The organism is Desulfatiglans parachlorophenolica, assembly GCF_055394735.1.
In genome coordinates this window covers 417,719-434,917 of sequence record NZ_AP042460.1, presented here as the reverse complement: position 1 = coordinate 434,917, position 17,199 = coordinate 417,719, and the positions used below count along the sequence as shown (strand labels likewise).

The 17,199-nt window shown below is 58.7% G+C and carries 13 protein-coding genes; all 13 read right to left on the bottom strand.

The genetic code is table 11. The annotated features are described in order from the left end of the window. Nucleotides 1–87 precede the first annotated feature (87 nt). Nucleotides 88–4,224: a PAS domain S-box protein gene (locus ACZ500_RS01990; RefSeq protein WP_464230857.1), complete on the bottom strand. Its 4,137-nt coding sequence runs from the start codon at nt 4,222–4,224 to the stop codon at nt 88–90. Nucleotides 4,225–4,523: 299 nt separating this feature from the next. Beyond that, nucleotides 4,524–7,025, bottom strand: a complete 2,502-nt coding sequence (locus ACZ500_RS01985; protein ID WP_464230856.1) for a PAS domain S-box protein — start codon at nt 7,023–7,025, stop codon at nt 4,524–4,526. A gap of 475 nt (nt 7,026–7,500) precedes the next feature. Then, a complete protein-coding gene (locus ACZ500_RS01980; protein WP_464230855.1) occupies nt 7,501–8,679 on the bottom strand; it encodes an FprA family A-type flavoprotein in 1,179 nt (392 codons plus the stop codon). 51 nt (nt 8,680–8,730) lie between these two features. Further along, nucleotides 8,731–8,916 (bottom strand): hypothetical protein, encoded by a 186-nt coding sequence (locus ACZ500_RS01975; RefSeq protein ID WP_464230854.1) that lies wholly within the window; start codon nt 8,914–8,916, stop codon nt 8,731–8,733. 106 nt (nt 8,917–9,022) lie between these two features. After that, nucleotides 9,023–9,343 carry an NIPSNAP family protein gene (locus ACZ500_RS01970; RefSeq protein WP_464230853.1) on the bottom strand — a complete coding sequence of 107 codons (321 nt, stop codon included), beginning with the start codon at nt 9,341–9,343 and terminating at the stop codon, nt 9,023–9,025. Between the two features lie 34 nt (nt 9,344–9,377). Then, nucleotides 9,378–10,421 (bottom strand): hypothetical protein, encoded by a 1,044-nt coding sequence (locus tag ACZ500_RS01965; RefSeq protein ID WP_464230852.1) that lies wholly within the window; start codon nt 10,419–10,421, stop codon nt 9,378–9,380. Between the two features lie 312 nt (nt 10,422–10,733). Next, nucleotides 10,734–11,444 carry a 2Fe-2S iron-sulfur cluster-binding protein gene (locus ACZ500_RS01960; RefSeq protein ID WP_464230851.1) on the bottom strand — a complete coding sequence of 237 codons (711 nt, stop codon included), beginning with the start codon at nt 11,442–11,444 and terminating at the stop codon, nt 10,734–10,736. Nucleotides 11,445–11,581: 137 nt separating this feature from the next. Further along, nucleotides 11,582–13,435, bottom strand: a complete 1,854-nt coding sequence (locus ACZ500_RS01955) for an NADH-ubiquinone oxidoreductase-F iron-sulfur binding region domain-containing protein (protein ID WP_464230850.1) — start codon at nt 13,433–13,435, stop codon at nt 11,582–11,584. Further along, nucleotides 13,422–13,898: a complex I 24 kDa subunit family protein gene (locus ACZ500_RS01950; RefSeq protein ID WP_464230849.1), complete on the bottom strand. Its 477-nt coding sequence runs from the start codon at nt 13,896–13,898 to the stop codon at nt 13,422–13,424. The genes ACZ500_RS01955 and ACZ500_RS01950 overlap by 14 nt, the downstream gene beginning before the upstream one ends. An 11-nt stretch (nt 13,899–13,909) precedes the next feature. Next, nucleotides 13,910–14,833, bottom strand: a complete 924-nt coding sequence (gene porB / locus ACZ500_RS01945) for a pyruvate synthase subunit PorB (protein ID WP_464232980.1) — start codon at nt 14,831–14,833, stop codon at nt 13,910–13,912. After that, complete coding sequence (locus ACZ500_RS01940) at nt 14,833–16,005, bottom strand: transketolase C-terminal domain-containing protein (RefSeq protein ID WP_464230848.1); 1,173 nt, start codon at nt 16,003–16,005, stop codon at nt 14,833–14,835. The genes porB and ACZ500_RS01940 overlap by 1 nt, the downstream gene beginning before the upstream one ends. Next, nucleotides 16,005–16,298 carry a 4Fe-4S binding protein gene (locus tag ACZ500_RS01935; RefSeq protein WP_464230847.1) on the bottom strand — a complete coding sequence of 98 codons (294 nt, stop codon included), beginning with the start codon at nt 16,296–16,298 and terminating at the stop codon, nt 16,005–16,007. Before ACZ500_RS01935 ends, ACZ500_RS01940 begins: the two co-directional genes overlap by 1 nt. Further along, a complete protein-coding gene (locus ACZ500_RS01930) occupies nt 16,291–16,872 on the bottom strand; it encodes a 2-oxoacid:acceptor oxidoreductase family protein (RefSeq protein ID WP_464230846.1) in 582 nt (193 codons plus the stop codon). Before ACZ500_RS01930 ends, ACZ500_RS01935 begins: the two co-directional genes overlap by 8 nt. Nucleotides 16,873–17,199 lie beyond the last annotated feature (327 nt).

Below are 17,199 nucleotides of genomic sequence, written 5' to 3'. Positions count from 1 at the left end.
CTGCACAGCGGGTCTCCAGCTTTCCCCGTTCAGGGGCATTCAATCCGAGGGTGTTTGAGGATGCAAAGCCGTTCTCAAGACCGCTGCTCACTCCTGAAGACGCCCCTTATTGTCTCGAAGAAAGTCCTCCATAGCCGCTCTCACTTTCTGGAAACGATCTTCGAGCACCGGCAGACGGGATCGGGCGGCATCCAAGTCCCTGCTGCGCGCCGCTTTTTCGATCTCCAGAGCCTCCTGCCGCATGGCCTCCCCACCCGCACTCGCTGCAGCCCCTTTGACCGCGTGGGCCCGGCATTCAGCACCGGGGCCGTCCTCCTTTTCAAGGAGCCTTTTGAGATCCTGAATCTGTTGCGGAATATCCGTCAGGAATGTCTCTGCAATCTCCACCATCAGGTCCCGATCCCCCATCAACCGATCGAACAACCCTTGGCTGTCCCAGGCCAGGCCTTCGTCGGGCCATGTCCTTCCCCTTTTTTTCGCCTCTCCGGCGGTGGGGGCCTTCTGTCCTGCACCTCCCTCATCCGCCAGCCACTTTTGAAGCATTTCGGCCAGGGCAAGGGGGGCCACCGGCTTAGCGAGATAGTCATTCATTCCTGCTGCAAGGCACCTTTCCCTGTCCCCCCCCATGGCATGCGCCGTCATGGCAATGATGGGGATTGTGGTCGGACAAGCCAGCGTCTTGGAGCGGCGGATCGCCCTAGCGGCCTCCAGACCATCCATCACCGGCATCTGGACATCCATCAGCACCAGGTCATAAGAAGCGCTCTCGAGGGCGTCGATCGCCTCGGCACCATTGGCGACGGCGTCGGCTCGAAGCCCCAACTTCCTGAGGATACCCAACGCCACCTGCTGATTGATAATATTGTCTTCGGCCAGCAGGACATTCGCCGAACGATCCGCAAACAACATGAGTGCTTCGCGCGCCGTGTGCCGCGTTGTGATGGGCTGATGCTTTACGCTCTTCCCCAACCGCTCCATCAGAGATAGAGACAAGGCAACCTGGAGTTCTTCATTGCGTACGGGCTTCGTCAGATAAGCGGCAAACCCGGCCTTCGCAAAACGCCGGGCATCTCCCCGGTTCCCCAAAGAGGTAAGCATCACCAGGCGGGTATCCGTCAGACGTTCATCCGCCAGAATCATCCTGCCCAGCGTTTCACCGTCCACGTCCGGCATCTGCATGTCGATAACGGCCAAACGGAACGGATCTTCTTCATCTTTGGCCTGCAGAAGGGCTTTTAGGGCCGTCGGACCGTTCTTTGCTTCCTTCGGGCGCATACCCCAGGAACTCAGGCGCCCCATCAGGATCTCACGCCCTGTGGCATTGTCATCCACCACCAGGACCTTTACTCCCCGCAGGTCCGAATAAACCGGGGCATCCTGCTGTCTTTGATCAGGCTGCTTACGGAGGCACATAGTAAACCAGAATTCCGATCCCTCGCCCTCCCGACTGGCGACGCCGATCTTTCCCCCCATCATCCCGACCAACTGCTTCGATATAGCCAGCCCCAAACCGCTGCCGCCGTATCGGCGTGTGGTCGACGCGTCCACCTGGCTGAATTTCTCGAAGATCATGTCCAGCTTGTCTGCCGGGATCCCGATGCCTGTATCGCGCACCATAAGGCGCAGCACCGCCTCCTCGCCGGTTTCGGAATCCACCGTAACGCGGATCGAAACCTCACCCGACGAAGTGAACTTGACGGCGTTGCCGGCCAGATTATTGATAACCTGCCGAAGGCGCCCCGGATCCCCCCGCAACAGCTTGGGGACCTCCTCCTCACAGCTGCAGAGCAACTCGATGCCCTTTTCGTGGGCCCGCACAGCGAGGTTCGAGATAAGATCGTCCAACAGACTGACAAGATTGAAGTCGACCTCCTCCAGATCGAGCTTGTTGGCTTCGATCTTGGAGAAATCAAGGATGTCATTGATCAGGCACAAAAGCGACTCCCCGCTTTCACGCACCACTTCGGCGTAACGCTGCTGCTCCGCCGTCAATTCGGTATCCAGCAGCAAACCGGTCATGCCTATGATCCCGTTCAGAGGGGTGCGAATCTCATGGCTCATATTGGCCAAGAATTCGCCCTTGGCATGATTTGCGTTTTCCGCTTGAACGGCCATTTCACTGGCGCGTGCAGTCGCTTCCTCGAGCTGGCGGTTGGCCTTGAGAAGCCTCCTTTCGTATTGCATTCTTTCGTCGATATCGGTATCCGAACCCCTAAAGCCAAGGACTTCACCCTGCAAACCCAACAGGGTCATCCCACTCCTCATCACCCAAAGGTAGCGCCCATCCTTGGTGACCAGCCGATTTTCAATGTTGGTCAGGGATTCCCGATGACGCATCACCTCCAGCCCAAATGCTTTGACCTTTTCCCGGTCGGTGGGCGAGCAGATATCATAAAAATATTTCTTACCGACCAGTTCTTCGGGTTTGTAGCCCAGGACCGTTTCCACGAGAGGGCTCAAATAGGTGTACAACCCTTCGGCATCGACCTCCCATGCGACGGTCCGGCTCTGCTCGGCAAGTTTGTTGAAACGCTCTTCGCTCTCCCGCAAGGCCTGCTCCACACATTTTCGCTCGGTGATATCCCGGGAAACACCCACAAATGACTTGAAAGCCCCTTTCTCATCCGTTACGAGGCTTCCTGCGGCACTGTGCCAATGCCAGGAACCGTCGGCGTGTTTGACCCGGTACTCCGGATGCGGCGAGGCGGCCTTTCCTTCGATAACCTGGGAAAGATAGGCCACGCAGACAGAGACATCTTCAGGGTGAACGATCGTGTCGAACAATTTTCCGACGACCTTTGCAGGATCATAACCGGTTATTTTGAGCCACGACGGCGAAGCGTATGTAAAAATTCCATCCGGGGTCAAGCTCCATATCAGGTCGGATGAATGATCTACAAGCAATCGGTATTTCTCCTCACTTTCCCGCAGCGCCTCTTCGGCCAGTTTAACATCGACCGACTTCCAGACCGCATCCATCAGAAGCTTGAGCTGCAGCACGTCAGAATCGTCATAATCCGCCGCCTTATTGGCCACGCCCACCACCGCGATGATTTGATCGCCCTTGAATATCGGTACAGTCAGAAATTTTTCGATATGGACATGCCCCTGCGGATAGCCCTTCTTGAGTGGGTTATCCGCCTGGAAATCATTCGCCACAATCGGCTGCCGCTGCCGGATGGCTTCACCCCAGATACCCGTTTTATCCAGATCGTAGCGCCTCTTTGGATTGACAACCCTGCACTCCTCCATGACGCCTTTCGACCAGGTATTCAAGATAAACTGTCTGCGGTCTTCATCGTAGAAATAGATATATCCGATTTTGCTCTCTGTAAGCTGAATGACTTCATGCAGGGCATGGTCGAGAAACTCCTGGACTGTATCTGCCCGATCCCCCAGGATTCTTACAAGACTCCTGAGCCGGCTTTCACTCGTCCGGCGCTGCTCATCCGCAATCCTCCGTTCGGTAATATCGATTGAGTATTCGACCATCCGCACCAGACGGCCTTGTCCATCGAGGATAGGGTGTGCATGCACCTCGACCTGGTGGGCATTCCCGTGCGCATCATAATGCACATGCCGAATCACGACAGGATGCAAGGTCCGCCGGACCTCTTCGACAGGGCACGGGTGGTCTTTCCTCGTACACGGACTCTCGCGATGATGAGAAACGGTATAGCACTTCTTCCCGATGACAGCCGATCCGCCATAAGCCTGATTCGCCATCTCGATATCACAGCTCTCTGGATCGATGACTGCAAAAGGGTGGGACAGTGCGTCGATGGCCGTCCTCAGAAAACATTCCTCTTCACGGATGCGCCTCTGACGGTCATACTCCTCGGTCATATCTCTAACCATCCAAACAACCCAAGTGCTACCGCCCATTTCCCCCTGGATAGGCGCACAACTGCCGGCAAGGTGATGCTCGCGGCCTTCCCTTGAGACAAGAAGGCTATGGTCCCTCAAACGCCAGGCGGCCGTTTGGCTCAATGTCTGCTCAACAGGATTTTCAACCGGGGTGCGGGTCCTGGCATCGACAATGCGGAAAACCTCCCGGAAGGGTCGTCCTATTGCCTCGCTTGCCGTCCAGCCCGTAAGCGCCTCGGCTACGCCGTCAAGACTGGCTACTCTTCCTTCCGTGTCGCAGACAATCACTCCGTACCCCATGGAGGGAAGCACAGAGGACAGAAATTCCCCGCTTTTCTTCACGATCATCTGCTGCATTGGCATCCCTCCATCCCCGCTTCATCCAAATCTCTGGGTATGAGAGCCATCTCGTTGCAGGCACCCCACGCGCCGCTCACAAATGGGCATGAAGGACCGTTTCCTCTCCAACCCCCGGGAACAACCCGATCGGAACTGAAGGGCCCAACCCCCAAGTCATTCAGATCTTTTCAGAAGAATTCATCGTAGACAGCTCCACGCGTGGGTTGGCTCTCCTGATGCCCTTTTTTTGGACACCCCATCCCCTTTTCACTCACAGCTCCGGTGGCTGCAAACCGTAAAAAGCCCATACCTGCCGTTCATTGACCGCCACTCTTCAGCGCCCTTTTGATGCAGTCATCCAATTCCTTCAAGGTGAACGGCTTCTGGATGAAGTGCACTCCGTCGTCAAGAACGCCATGCTGAGCAATGACATCAGCCGTATAACCCGACATAAACAGACGCCTGATTCCCGGGCGGATCCTCGAGAGGTTTTCGGCCAGATCCCTTCCGTTCATTCCGGGCATGACCACATCGGTTATGAGCAGATCCATCCCCTTTGCATGCGTTTCGGCCAAACGAATAGCAACGTCGGGTGAATTGGCAGCCAGCACGTCATATCCAAGATTCTTGAGCATCGTCTTGGTCAAGTCCAGGATCGCCGCCTCATCCTCGACCAGGAGAACGGTCTCCCGGCCGCCTTCCGCGATTTCCAGCGGGTGGTCCTGCCGGGCGTCCGGGCACGCCCCTTTGTATCGCGGCAGGTAGATCGTGAAGGTCGACCCCTTGCCCAACTCACTGGAAACATCGATAAAACCATCGTTCTGCCTGACAATGCCGTAGACGGTCGCAAGACCGAGCCCGGTCCCCTTGCTCAGTTCCTTGGTGGTAAAAAAGGGTTCGAAAAGATTGTCGAGGGTCGCGGAACCCATCCCACACCCGTCATCGCTCAAAATCAAGCGTACATACTCACCAGGGGAAAAATCTGGATGGCAAGCGTAATAGGCTTCGTCGATCTGCGCCGAATTCGTCTCGATGACGATCTTGCCATCCCCCGCGATGGCATCTCGAGCATTGACACACAGGTTGGCCAGTATCTGGTCGACCTGGGAAGGATCGACCCTCACAGGCCATACCTGACTACCCGGAACCCAAACAAGATGGATGTTCTCTCCGATCAACCGCCGCAGCATCTGGAGCATCCCCTCGACAGTCTCGTTCAGATCGAGCACCCTGGGGGCAATGGTCTGGCGCCGCGCGAACGTCAAAAGCTGCCGGGTCAGTTCGGCCGAGCGCTTGGCCGCCTTTTCGATTTCAATCAAGTTGTTGTAATGAGGCACGGCATAGTCCATCCGAGCAAGGGTCAACTCCGCATGCCCGATGATCACCCCCAACATGTTATTGAAATCATGGGCAATCCCACCAGCCAGGCGCCCTATCGCCTCCATCTTCTGCGCCTGCTGGAACTGGGCCTGCAGCTTTTCCCGCTCCAACTCGGCCTGTCTGCGCTCAGAGATGTCGCGCGACACCCCGAGAATCCCTTCGACCTCCCCCTTTTCTCCACGGATCCATTTCATCGTGTTTTCCAGCCAAGCCAGGGTGCCGTCTTTTCGAAAATATTGGACCTCTGCGGTCACTGAGCGGTTTGGATCGCCCGGGGAGAGGGCGGCCTTCCGGAACTCCTCTTCAAAGAGCCTGGAGACCGTCTGCAAAGATTCGGGGGGCATTACGGTTTCAATGGGTTGGTTCCTTCTTTCACTCGGCGTAAACCCCAGGATCCTTTCGATGGAGGGACTCGTGTAAGTGGTTCGGAAATTCAGATCGATCGTCCACACGATGTCGGCCATATTCTCGGTGAGAAACCTAAACCGGGATTCACTCTCCTGGAGTGCCTCCTCCGCCCGTTTGCGTGCGGTTATATCGCTTCCGACAGACAGAACTTCCTTCAACCGGCCGTTTTCATCCAGGACGGGCCTGTTGGCCCAGGCGATCCAGGCCCGCTCACCGCTCCGGCGCATGTTCTCGCTTTCGCTGTTGGCGTACTCTTCGGGATCTCTCGCCAGCCTGTCCATCATCGCCGCCAGATCCCTCCCCATGCTGTCCGTCGGGGGCACGATCGTTCCCACCAGATGCCTTCCCAGGATTTCTTTCTCTGAATACCCGAAGAACCGCTGGGCGAACTCATTGAAAAAAGTCACCCGACACCCGGCATCCATCCTGATGATGATGCTGTTGGCGTTTTCCACCAATTCGCGATATTTCCTCTCACTCTCCTGAAGCCCGACGACGTTCCGGGTAAGTCGGCGTCTCAAAAGAACTGTAATCACGACCAGACTCGAAAGAAGCAACCCGGTGAAAACCGCGGCCCATGCGATCAGGCGCAGTGCTTCCGGGGACAGCCCTGAATGGGCCTCGAGCGCAAACCAGCTCTGCCGCACGGCGTCGAGTGCGCCTGTAGGAATCCGAACCAGCGCCGTCCGGATATCGGAAGTGGTAATAACCGCCGGCACGCTGGCGTAAGGGATGGGAAAAAGGGCATAGCGTTCCCTTTCTGCCGTCCGGACGATGGTCGGCGCCATCGCGCCCCCCCCGCTCTCCAAGGCTGCCAGATGCCGGTTCGAGTCCCTGCACGGATACTTGACAAAGCTGACGCCGAGGCAATCCTCGATCAGGGCGATGACCTCCGAACCCATTCCGGTGAAGATGCCGGGCTCAGAAATGTATTCGATCGGCGGGAATTCCGTATTGAAGAAAGGGATCAATTTTCCAGGGTTTTCGACAAGCCACCTGCACTCTTCGGCAGTAAACTCGACCGCGGACATCGCGTGAAGGGGGCAAAGAGTGTCCAAACCGAAAAAAAGAAAGCACGACAGAAAAAGGTAGAGGCGGCACCCGGTCCTTATCCTCAGCCATACGCTCCGGAAACGATTCATGGAATCTATTGACAGGCCAAAAAAAGGACTCCTATCTTTGAAAAAAGCCGCCACCCCGCCTGGAACCATTCTTCCATATCCTCCCACTCAATCGAAATCCTCGAGGCGGTCCCTTCCGCAGAGAACAGCATTCCTCAAGCGCCGCTTTGCGATCGGCTTCTTCGCCACATGCCTGAACGACCACCTTCCCTGTCAAGCCCTTGAGCGAAGAGGCGGCGTAAGCGGAGATGGGATCCTCAGGGTTTCCGCTTACGCCTTGGTTTGGAAGGATACCTGCACCCACCCGCCGCGGGCGGAATATCCACGGCGGCCGAGGATCGTCCTGGCGCCCCTGTCGAATAAGACAAATCATCACCCTTGCGAGTTACACAAAGCCCTTTTCTTTGTGCTTTCGGGCGATCGTATCGGCCATGCGCTCCAGGGCCTCGATATGGCTCTGCGAAACAAGGCCTTTGGCCAGAATGGGCTCCAGGACCTCCACCTTCAGATTGGGGATCATCCCCGCCAGGGTTTCGACGGTCTTCCCCCCCCAACCGTAAGAGCCGATAATCGAAAGAAACTGCACCCTCGGTCTGAGGGCGTTCGCCAGGAAGGTAGCATACGCCGCAAGCGGGTGCGGACCGGCCAGGACGGTCGGCGTACCCACCACGACGGTGGCGGCATCGACCAAAGCCATGGCGAGTTTTCCGATATCGGTGACGGGCAGGTTGAACAGCTCCACCCGCACCCCTTTTCCGATCAGGGCCGAAGCCAGATAATCGACCATCTGCCTCGTGCTGCCGTGCATCGAAACAAACGGGAGAACGACCAGGTTGCGCGGCGGACCGCTCACCCATTCACGGTAAGCGTTCATAATCCATTCTGGGCGATCGTGGATCTGCCCGTGGCTGGGGGCGATCATCTGGATGTCATAAGGGGCGAGCTTTTCGAGGTTCTTTTCGATCACATTCCTGAAAGGCATCATGATCTCGGCGAAATACCGCTTGGCCGCCTCGTACACACGCCCCTCGTCGTTGACATACAGATCGGCGGTCGCAATGTGGGATCCGAAGAAATCGCAACTGAACAGGATCCGGTCCTCTTCCAGGTAAGTCACCATCGTCTCGGGCCAGTGGACCCACGGTGTGTGCAGAAACCGGAGCGTCTTGTCCCCCAGGGACAAGGTCGCACCGTCTGCCATCGTCACGAAGGCGCTTTCGGGGATCTTCAGAAGATCGATCAGCATGGGTTTGGCCTTGGGAGACACAACGACCTTCGCTTCCGGAAACTTCCGGAGCACCAGAGGGATGCTTCCGGAGTGATCCTGCTCCGCGTGATGCGAAACGATGAAGTCCAGTTTCGGGATACCCTCGAGGAGCGCCGCCCAGGCATCGGCCATGGGGGGGTCGACCGTGTCCAGCAAGGCGGTCTTTTCACTGCCTTCGACCAGATAGGCGTTGTAGGTCGTGCCGTCCGGGAGCGGAATGAGCGAGTCGAACAAACGCCTGTCCCAGTCGATGGCACCCATCCAATAGATATTCTCCTTCAACTCTCTTTTGAGCATTGCTGAACCTCCTGATTCTTTCGTGGGTTACGGTTGCAGAAATGAGCAGGTTCATGCCCGCCATCCATAGCCACGGAGCAGGGATAGAAGGGTCTGAACGACCCCTCTTTTTGCCACCCCTATGAAGGCCTGTTGCTTGAATGCGACCATGAGAATCCTCGGCGCCTTCATGGCCTCCATGACGTCGGCATCGGAGATGTCGACGGAGGCGTACGCATCGCTGGCCATCTGGCTCACAAGGATTCCCCCCTCTGAAAAAAGTTCGAAATGCCCCGAATCCCCCCAATCAGCGCCTAGCCGGAAATGATCTCCCGGTACAACCTCGCCTCCAATCGCTCCCTTTTCAGCGGATGACGGACCTATCCGTCGCGCTCATCCGCGTGATCACCATCCTGTCGCGGTCGAGCATCTCTTTGGCCAGCGGGGCGATTTCCGTCTTCCAGTAATCGCTCTGATACACCTCTTGATAGAGGCGTTCGGCCTCTTCTTCGCTATCGAATCGGCGGATCCAGATATAGAGATCCGGCTCGTCCACAGCCACAAAACTACCGACGAAGACCACGCCCTTCGACATCTGAAACGGGATGATCTTCTCTTCCATCAACTGAACCCAGCGATCCCGCTTGCCATCCTTGATGCGGTACTGACGCAGTTCGAAAAACATATCCGCCTCCTCCTCTCGGCGCTTCAATCGATTCTCACAACCCGGAAAGGGCCTTTTCGAAAACCCTCGACGCGCTGTCCCGGACGGATTCCGGCGGCCGGAGGGAGCAGGGCTCCCGATGGAGCACCTGGGTGTAGGTCTGGTCGCTGTTCCCGATCTCCCGCAGGAGAAGCCGCGGCGTAACCCGGGCGTTCACCCGGAAGTGATCGTTTTCCCTGCCTGAAAACACCGACACGTTGAAGCTGTAAAGGCCCTCCCGATCGAAATACCGCAGAGCGGCCGTCAGCCCCTCCAGGAAGGCGTCCCGCTCCCCATCCTTCCATTCCAGCAGCGTCCGGCACTCCTTGAAGATACACCACAGATCGGGGAGCGCGCCCTGGGGGGCGAAGTTCAGGGTCCAGAAGGTCGGCCCGATCTCCGTCAGAAAGCGCTCGCCGCAGGCCCTTTCGGCATCCATGAAGTCATCCCAGAATAAACAGCCGTGCTTCTGGAGATAGGCCCGGCTTTCCGCCGTCTGTGCCCCCAGTTGCGTGGTGGGGATCGCCCCGCAGTTCACCTGGAGGTGCGGGTGGACGATGCTCGATCCGGAGGGCGGCATGTAGTTCCAGTTGATCGAGAAGAACCGGACATCCGCGTCATGCCGAGCAACGCTTCGAACAAAGCTCCGCGCGGCCGTGAATCCGTCCCTGATGATCGCCGGGGTGAAGCCCCCCGGTCCGATATAATGGTCCTTCCCCAAGACGCACACTGCAGCGTAGCGGTCCAGGGGCAGAAGGTTCGGGAACAGCCACGCCTCCCCTTCACGGACCCTTCCGCCGGGGAGGAGTTCATCCGGATAAAGGGGCGTCGACGTCGCGACCGATTCCGGGCAGAAGGGGCAGGGCATCTCGAGGGACCTCCTGACCAGTTCCTCTAAATCCGGCCTCTGAATGGGCCGGTAAGGCAGGTCGAAGATCCGCGTCGAGTGGCCGGTCAGAGGATCCCAGCGAATCTCGAAAGGGATTTCATCCATCGAAAATCCCTTGAAGGGATTTTTCAGCCGCATACAATCCTTGATCTTTTTGAAAGCGATCGGCATAACCTCGCCTTTGTGCCTCCTCTCGAATATATCCTCAAGGCCTTACCGAAGGGCAGCGGTTCAGCGGGCCGGGCATGGGAGGCGCAGCCCTTCGGGATCAATCGGAAAAACGCTCAAGCCCTTGCCCCCCGGTAAGTGCCTGCTACGCATCATAAGGGCACCATACCCCCGATCGGCGAATCGAATCAAGAGCGACGACAAGGGACAAAAAAGGGACAGACCCATTTCTCGCTCACGAAAAATAAATCTGTCCCCTCTTTTTGAAAAAATCTGTCTTTCTTATACCCCCTTTCCCCTTCTATCGGGGGACATTCACTTGCAGTGGCGGGCCGCCAGATGCTCCACGGAGAGCCCGGTCATCCCGGAAATGTGCTCCAGTTGTTTTTTCGGTGCGATATACCGCCCGGTGTCTTCGCACCGGATCATCTCGAAGTCCGTGTTCCAGATCCTTCGAATGCCGTTCTTGTCCTCCATGCGAATCACATCCACCGGACAGACATACGCGCACGAACCGCATGCGATGCAGTCCGGCGGCGCTTCACCAAAGGGCGTCGTGACGGTGCGATGTGTCCCCCTGCCTGCAAACCCGATGGCGGACACGCCGACAACCTCGCGGCAGGTCCTGACGCACTGGCCGCAAAGGATGCATCCCTTCATCTCGGTCGGGAAGCGCGAGGAAGCCACCCCCAGCCGGGATGCCATGGCAAGCAGCACCGGGTGTTTAGGGTTGCGCGCCAGGAGGAGTTCCATCACCAGCCTGCGCACGTTCTGCACACGCGGGGTATCCGTTTCGACCACCAGCCCTTCCGATACCTCATAGATACAGGAGGCGACAAGGCGGTTGCGCTTCCCGTCGATGATCTCGACCATGCACAGACGGCAGGCCCCGTAAGGCGTCAGCGCCTCGTTGTAACACAGGGTGGGGATATCGATATTGACGCCGCGCGCCGCTTCCAGAATGGTTGTATGTTCGGCGGCCTGTATCTTCCGCCCGTCGATCGTCACGGTGATCATTTCCGTCATGATTGCGCTCCCAGCAAGAAGGATTCATTTCCGTGCAGGAGGGCACCCTGAAGAGGCCCTCCTGTTTGCGGGGGAAAAAGGGCCGCCACGGAAAAATGGTTCAGGGGTGGACACTCCCTCAAAGATCTTTCGAAATTTCAAATGATCCTGATCGCGTCGAACTTGCACGCCTCGTAGCAGGCCCCACACCGGATGCATTTCGCCGGGTCGATCCGGTGCACTTCCTTTTTTTCGCCCTGGATCGCACCGCTCGGGCAGACCCTCGCACAGACATGGCAGCCGGTGCATGCCTCGCCATCAACGGTATAGGAAATGAGGGCCTTGCACACCCCGGCCGGACAGCGCTTATCGCGGATGTGCGCCTCGTATTCCTCGCGGAAGTAGCGCAGGGTCGTGAGTACGGGATTGGGCGCGGACTGCCCCAGGGCGCACAGGGCCCCGTCCTTGATGGCCGCCCCCATCCAGGTAAGGGTCTCGAGATCTTCCATTTCTCCTTCGCCCTCGGTGATCCGATCGAGGATGCGCCGCATCTGCAGGATCCCCTCCCGGCAGGGCGTACACTTGCCGCAGGATTCGTCCTCCAGAAACTTCAGGAAATATTTCGCTACATCCACCATGCAGGTCCGCTCATCCATAACGATCATCCCGCCCGAACCCATCATGGAGCCGATCTCGGTCAAGGCATCGAAATCGACCGGCATGTCCAGGAACTGCTCGGGGATGCATCCGCCGGAAGGCCCGCCTGTCTGGACGGCCTTGAAGCGGCGGCCGCCCGGAATCCCCCCGCCTATGTCATAGACGATCTCCCTCAGGGTCGTGCCCATGGGCACCTCGACGAGGCCCGTGTTGTTGATCTTCCCCACCAGGGAAAAGATCTTGGTGCCCTTGCTGCCGGCCGTGCCGATGCCCCGGTACCATGAAACGCCGTTCCGGATGACCAGGGGGATGTTGGCCCAGGTCTCCACGTTGTTCAGACACGTCGGACGGTCAAAAAGGCCTTTATCGGTCGCATGCACGTATTTGGCCCTGGGCTCCCCCACCCGCCCTTCGATGGAAGCGAAGAGGGCCGAAGACTCGCCGCACACGAACGCCCCGCCCCCGCGGGTGATCAGCACATCGAAGTCAAACCCGCTGCCCATGATATTCGTACCCAAGAGGCCGCACTCGCGGGCTGTTTCCACGGCACGGGATATGTTCCGAACGGCCAGCGGATATTCATTGCGCACGTAGATGTAGCCGAGGTTCGCACCCACCGCATAAGCGCCTATGATCATCCCCTCCAGAATCGAATGGGGGTTTCCTTCGAGGAGGCTCCTGTCCATATAGGCGCCCGGGTCCCCCTCGTCCGCATTGCAAATGACATATTTGGGCGAACCCGTCGCCTTGCGGGTGGCGGCCCACTTCCGGCCGACCGGAAACCCCCCGCCCCCGCGCCCGCGCACACCGGCCTCGCCGACCTCCCGGATGACTTCTTCGGGTTTCATCGCCGAAAGGACCTTTTCGAGCGCTTCATAGCCCCCGATGCCGATATAGTCCTCGATCCGCTCGGGATCGATCGTGCCGTTGCCGGCAAATACGACGCGAAGCTGCTTCTTGTAAAACGGCACGTCGTCGACGCAAACGATTCGTTCACCGGTCAGCGGGTCCTCATAAAGCAACCGATCGATGATTTCACCGCCCAGGATCGTCTTTTCGATGATTTCGCGGGCATCTCCCAAGCCGATGCGCTGGTAGTAGATCCGCCGCGGGTCGATGACGGCCATCGGTCCCCGCTCGCAAAACCCGTGGCACCCCGACGTGCGCAGGTCGACCCGCTCTTCGAGGCCGTGCCGCCGGATCTCCTCCCTGAAATGATCCACCAAATCCCTGGTGCCATAGGCCAGACAGCCGCTCCCGGCACAGATAGTGATGCAGGACCGCTCAGGATCCCGGGCAGACCGAATCTTCTCTCGGAGGACATCCAATGCTCCCAGTGAATCAATCCTGTTCATCCGTTTCAACCCCTTTTTCAAGCTTTCTTAATATCTTATCGGCCTTGGCCATGGTGATGTGCCCATGATATTCGCCGTTCACCGTCAAGATCGGGCCCAGGGCACAGGCCCCCAGGCAATTGACGGTCTCGAACGTGTAGGCCAGGTCCGCCGTGGTCTCCCCCGCGTGGATCCCCAGCCTGCGCTCCAGATGCTCCCGCACCAGGGGGGCGCCCCGGACATGGCAGGCGGTGCCGGTGCACAGGCTCATTTGCGTCCGACCTCTCGGCTGCAGACTGAAGGCCCGGTAGAAGGTGGCCACCTCGTATACCCGGCTCAGGGGAACCCCCAGCTCGGCGCCCACCTGTTCGAGGGCGGCTCGCGGGAGGTAGTTCAGCGCCTGCTGCACGTCCTGCAGGATGGGCACCAGAAAACAGCGGTCCGTATGGTATCTTGTGCAGATTTCTTTTATCTTCGATTCCATCACGATTGCCCTCAACGCCTGGTTTTCTCTTTGAGTTTCGTATATTCCTTCGTGACGGTATCCTGGATCAGGGCCGTCAATTCAGGGGTGAGGTGTCGGAACCGCCCCTGCGGCTTCAAATATTCCTCCACGGGCCTCAGAGGCTCGGCGTCATAGGTCATCCGGTACCTCCCGTCCGCCACCTCATAGAGGGGAAACACGCCCGTTTCCACGGCCAACCGACCGACATGAATCGATTGATCGGTCGGAATCCGCCACCCCGTCGGGCAGATGGAGAGGATGTGCACATACGCCGGCCCGGGGGTCCTCGCGGCCTTCTGGACCTTTTCCATGAGATCGAACGGGTAGCTCGGGCATGCCGTCGCCGCATAAGGGATCCCGTGCGCCACCGCGATTTCCACCATGTTCTTTTTCCGGGTGACCTGTCCGGCCTTGATCCTCCCGGCAGGCGACGTCGTGGTGGCCGCGCCGAAAGGCGTCGAGGAAGAACGCTGAATGCCCGTGTTCATGTAGGCCTCGTTGTCGTAGCAGACGTAGACGAAGTCATGGCCGCGCTCAAAGGCGCCTGACAAGGCCTGCAACCCGATGTCGGCCGTGCCGCCGTCCCCGCCCATCCCCAGGAAAACGGGGTGTTTATCCGCAATCCTGCCCTTTCTGGCAAGCACCCGATACGCAGACTCGACGCCCGACAGGACGGCGGCCGTATTCTCGAAGGCCACGTGGATCCAGGGGACCTCCCAGTTCGTAAATGGAAACGGAGACGAGATGATCTCCATGCATCCCGTCGCACTCGCTACAACCACATTACGCCCCAGGGCCTTGGCCACCAGCCGCACGGCCAGGGCCTCGGCGCACCCCTGGCAAGCGCGGTGCCCGGGGGTGAAATACTCCTTTTGAGTAACGAGCCGTGAGGCATAAACATTCAAGGCTTCCATCATTCCCTCGCTCCGAAGACGATGTAGTCCTCCGGTTTCAAATGGTCCCCTGCCATGGCTGTCTCGTACATGGCGATATAGTCTTCCGGAGTGACATCCCGGCCGGCCAACCCACTGATCATGTTCAAAACCGCCGGTTTTGGCTCCACCCCGTAAAGGGCGTTTCTGATTTCCGCCGCCACCGGGCCCCCCGGGCCCCCGAACGAAACCGCCCGGTCGATGACAATGATCCGGCGCACGCCTTCGAGGGCGTCACGAAGGGCATCGAATGGAAAAGGCCTCCACAGCCGCAATTTGACCAGACCGACTGCGTGTCCCTGCCCGCGAAGCCGGTCCACAGCCATAGAGACGGTCTCCCCGATGCTCCCCATCGTGATGAAGACCGTTTCCGCACCTTCAGCCGCATAGGTTTCCACCGGCCTGTAGTGCCTTCCGGTCAATTCCCCCATCTCCTCCCAGGCCTTGATCATCTCCGGCATGGCAGCGATCAGGGCGTCGTTCTGGACCTTCTTGGCCTCCGTATAGATCCCCGGCATGGCAAAGGCGCCCATCGTCATCGGACGGTCGGGGTCCAGACGGTTGACGGGCTCGAACAGGGGCAGGTAGCGCTCGACCGTCTCCTTGTCCCAGTAAGTAATGGGCTCGATGACGTGAGTCAGGATGAATCCGTCCATATTGATCATGACCGGCAGGGAGACGCTGCGCGCTTCGGCCACCCGGAAGGCGAACAGGACATGGTCGAACACCTCCTGCCCGTTTTCCACGAAGAGTTGCACCCAGCCGCAGTCACGAACCGACATCACGTCCGTGTGGTCGTTCCAGATGCTGAGCGGGCCCGAAAGAGACCGGTTGGCCAGGATCATGACGACCGGCAGGCGCATGGAGGGGACGATGAAAAGGATCTCGTTCATCAGGGCGAGCCCCTGGGAACTCGTGCACGTGAACGTCCGGGCACCCGCCGCCGAAGACCCGCAGCAAACGCTCATCGCCGAGTGTTCCGACTCGACCGGGATGAACTCGGCCATCAGCTCTCCGTCGGCCACCAGTTCCGAGAGATGCTCCACAATATGGGTCTGCGGCGTGATCGGATAAGCCGCCACGACATCCACGTCGGCCATCGCCACGGCATCCGCCGCCGCAATGGATACCTCGATACCAACTCGCTTGCCCATCATTCCTCCTCCGGGACCATCCGGATGCACCCGGTAAAACATTCTGCGGCGCAAATCCCGCATCCCTTGCAATAATAGAGATCGGCCTCGAACGTACCGTCCGCCCGCCTGCGGATCGCCATGTCCGGACAGAACAGGTAGCAGACACCGCAGCCGATGCACCTCGCCGGGTCCACCACCGGCCGGAAGGAACGCCAGTCCCCCGTCCTGTAGATGCGCGCGTTGCCAGGCTGACGCACCACACAGCCCACTTCCAGATCCCCGCAGCGAAGATCCATCTCCGATTTAACCACGGCGAGCCTCCTTCCGAGAAAAGGCCGACGGCAGCACCTGCGTTTCCTCATAGGCGCGCATCAAGGCCTTGAAATTTTTTTCCGACACCCGCCCGAAACGCGCCCTGAGCGGTTCGATCAATTCCGCGGGCGGAAAAATTTCATCGGCCTTCAACAAAGCGCCCAGCATGGTGGTATTGGTGATGGGGAGCCCCAGTTCCTCCAACGCGATCCGCGTCGCATCGACCGTGGCCATCGCGTGCAGGATGCCCAGTTCGGCCCGGATTTCCATGCCCGTGTAACGGGTGTTGCTGATGAGCACCCCATCCTCTTTGAGCCCGGCGGTGACATCGACCAGACGCAGGATCGACGGGTCCAACACCAGAACCAGATCGGGGTGGTTCACATTGGTGCGCAACCGGATCGGTCTGTCGTCGATTCGGCAGAAAGCCACCACCGGCGCCCCCCTTCGTTCGGGGCCAAAGCTTGGAAAAGCCTGTGCAAACTGCCCAAGATTGATTGCAGTCCGAGCCAGCAACTCCGCCGAGGTAACCGCACCCTGCCCACCTCGGCCGTGAAAACGGATCTCGATCATCGATTCTCTCCTTTGTTTGATCCTGGCAGGAAGACAAAGCGCCCCTCCCAGAAGAAAACCAGCGATACTCAATAGCATATTGGCCTGCTGCCGGTTTGGGCCCACGCAGCCGGCGGCACCCGCCGAAAAACGCAATCGAAGCGGGGAAAAGAGGGGCAAAGCCTTCTCCAAGAAAGCGACCTGCCCTCCATTCAGCGTGTGTCCATCCGGCGATGGCCCTGTTGGTCATTCTCGCCGTCAAACCGCCCTTTTTATTGTGCAGTGCCTCCAGCAGCCTCTGCAAACGCGCTCGATCCTCATAGACTGGCCAAACCGGCTCCCACTCCA

Excerpts from the sequence above, each read along its gene's own strand:
- ACZ500_RS01930 (WP_464230846.1), bottom strand. The coding sequence starts at position 16,872 with ATGATCGAGATCCGTTTTCACGGCCGAGGTGGGCAGGGTGCGGTTACC.
- ACZ500_RS01950 (WP_464230849.1), bottom strand. The coding sequence starts at position 13,898 with ATGGAATCGAAGATAAAAGAAATCTGCACAAGATACCATACGGACCGC.
- ACZ500_RS01965 (WP_464230852.1), bottom strand. The coding sequence starts at position 10,421 with ATGCCGATCGCTTTCAAAAAGATCAAGGATTGTATGCGGCTGAAAAAT.
- ACZ500_RS01960 (WP_464230851.1), bottom strand. The coding sequence starts at position 11,444 with ATGACGGAAATGATCACCGTGACGATCGACGGGCGGAAGATACAGGCC.
- ACZ500_RS01955 (WP_464230850.1), bottom strand. The coding sequence starts at position 13,435 with ATGAACAGGATTGATTCACTGGGAGCATTGGATGTCCTCCGAGAGAAG.
- ACZ500_RS01940 (WP_464230848.1), bottom strand. The coding sequence starts at position 16,005 with ATGGGCAAGCGAGTTGGTATCGAGGTATCCATTGCGGCGGCGGATGCC.
- porB (WP_464232980.1), bottom strand. The coding sequence starts at position 14,833 with ATGGAAGCCTTGAATGTTTATGCCTCACGGCTCGTTACTCAAAAGGAG.
- ACZ500_RS01970 (WP_464230853.1), bottom strand. The coding sequence starts at position 9,343 with ATGTTTTTCGAACTGCGTCAGTACCGCATCAAGGATGGCAAGCGGGAT.
- ACZ500_RS01990 (WP_464230857.1), bottom strand. The coding sequence starts at position 4,224 with ATGCAGCAGATGATCGTGAAGAAAAGCGGGGAATTTCTGTCCTCTGTG.
- ACZ500_RS01980 (WP_464230855.1), bottom strand. The coding sequence starts at position 8,679 with ATGCTCAAAAGAGAGTTGAAGGAGAATATCTATTGGATGGGTGCCATC.
- ACZ500_RS01985 (WP_464230856.1), bottom strand. The coding sequence starts at position 7,025 with ATGTCCGCGGTCGAGTTTACTGCCGAAGAGTGCAGGTGGCTTGTCGAA.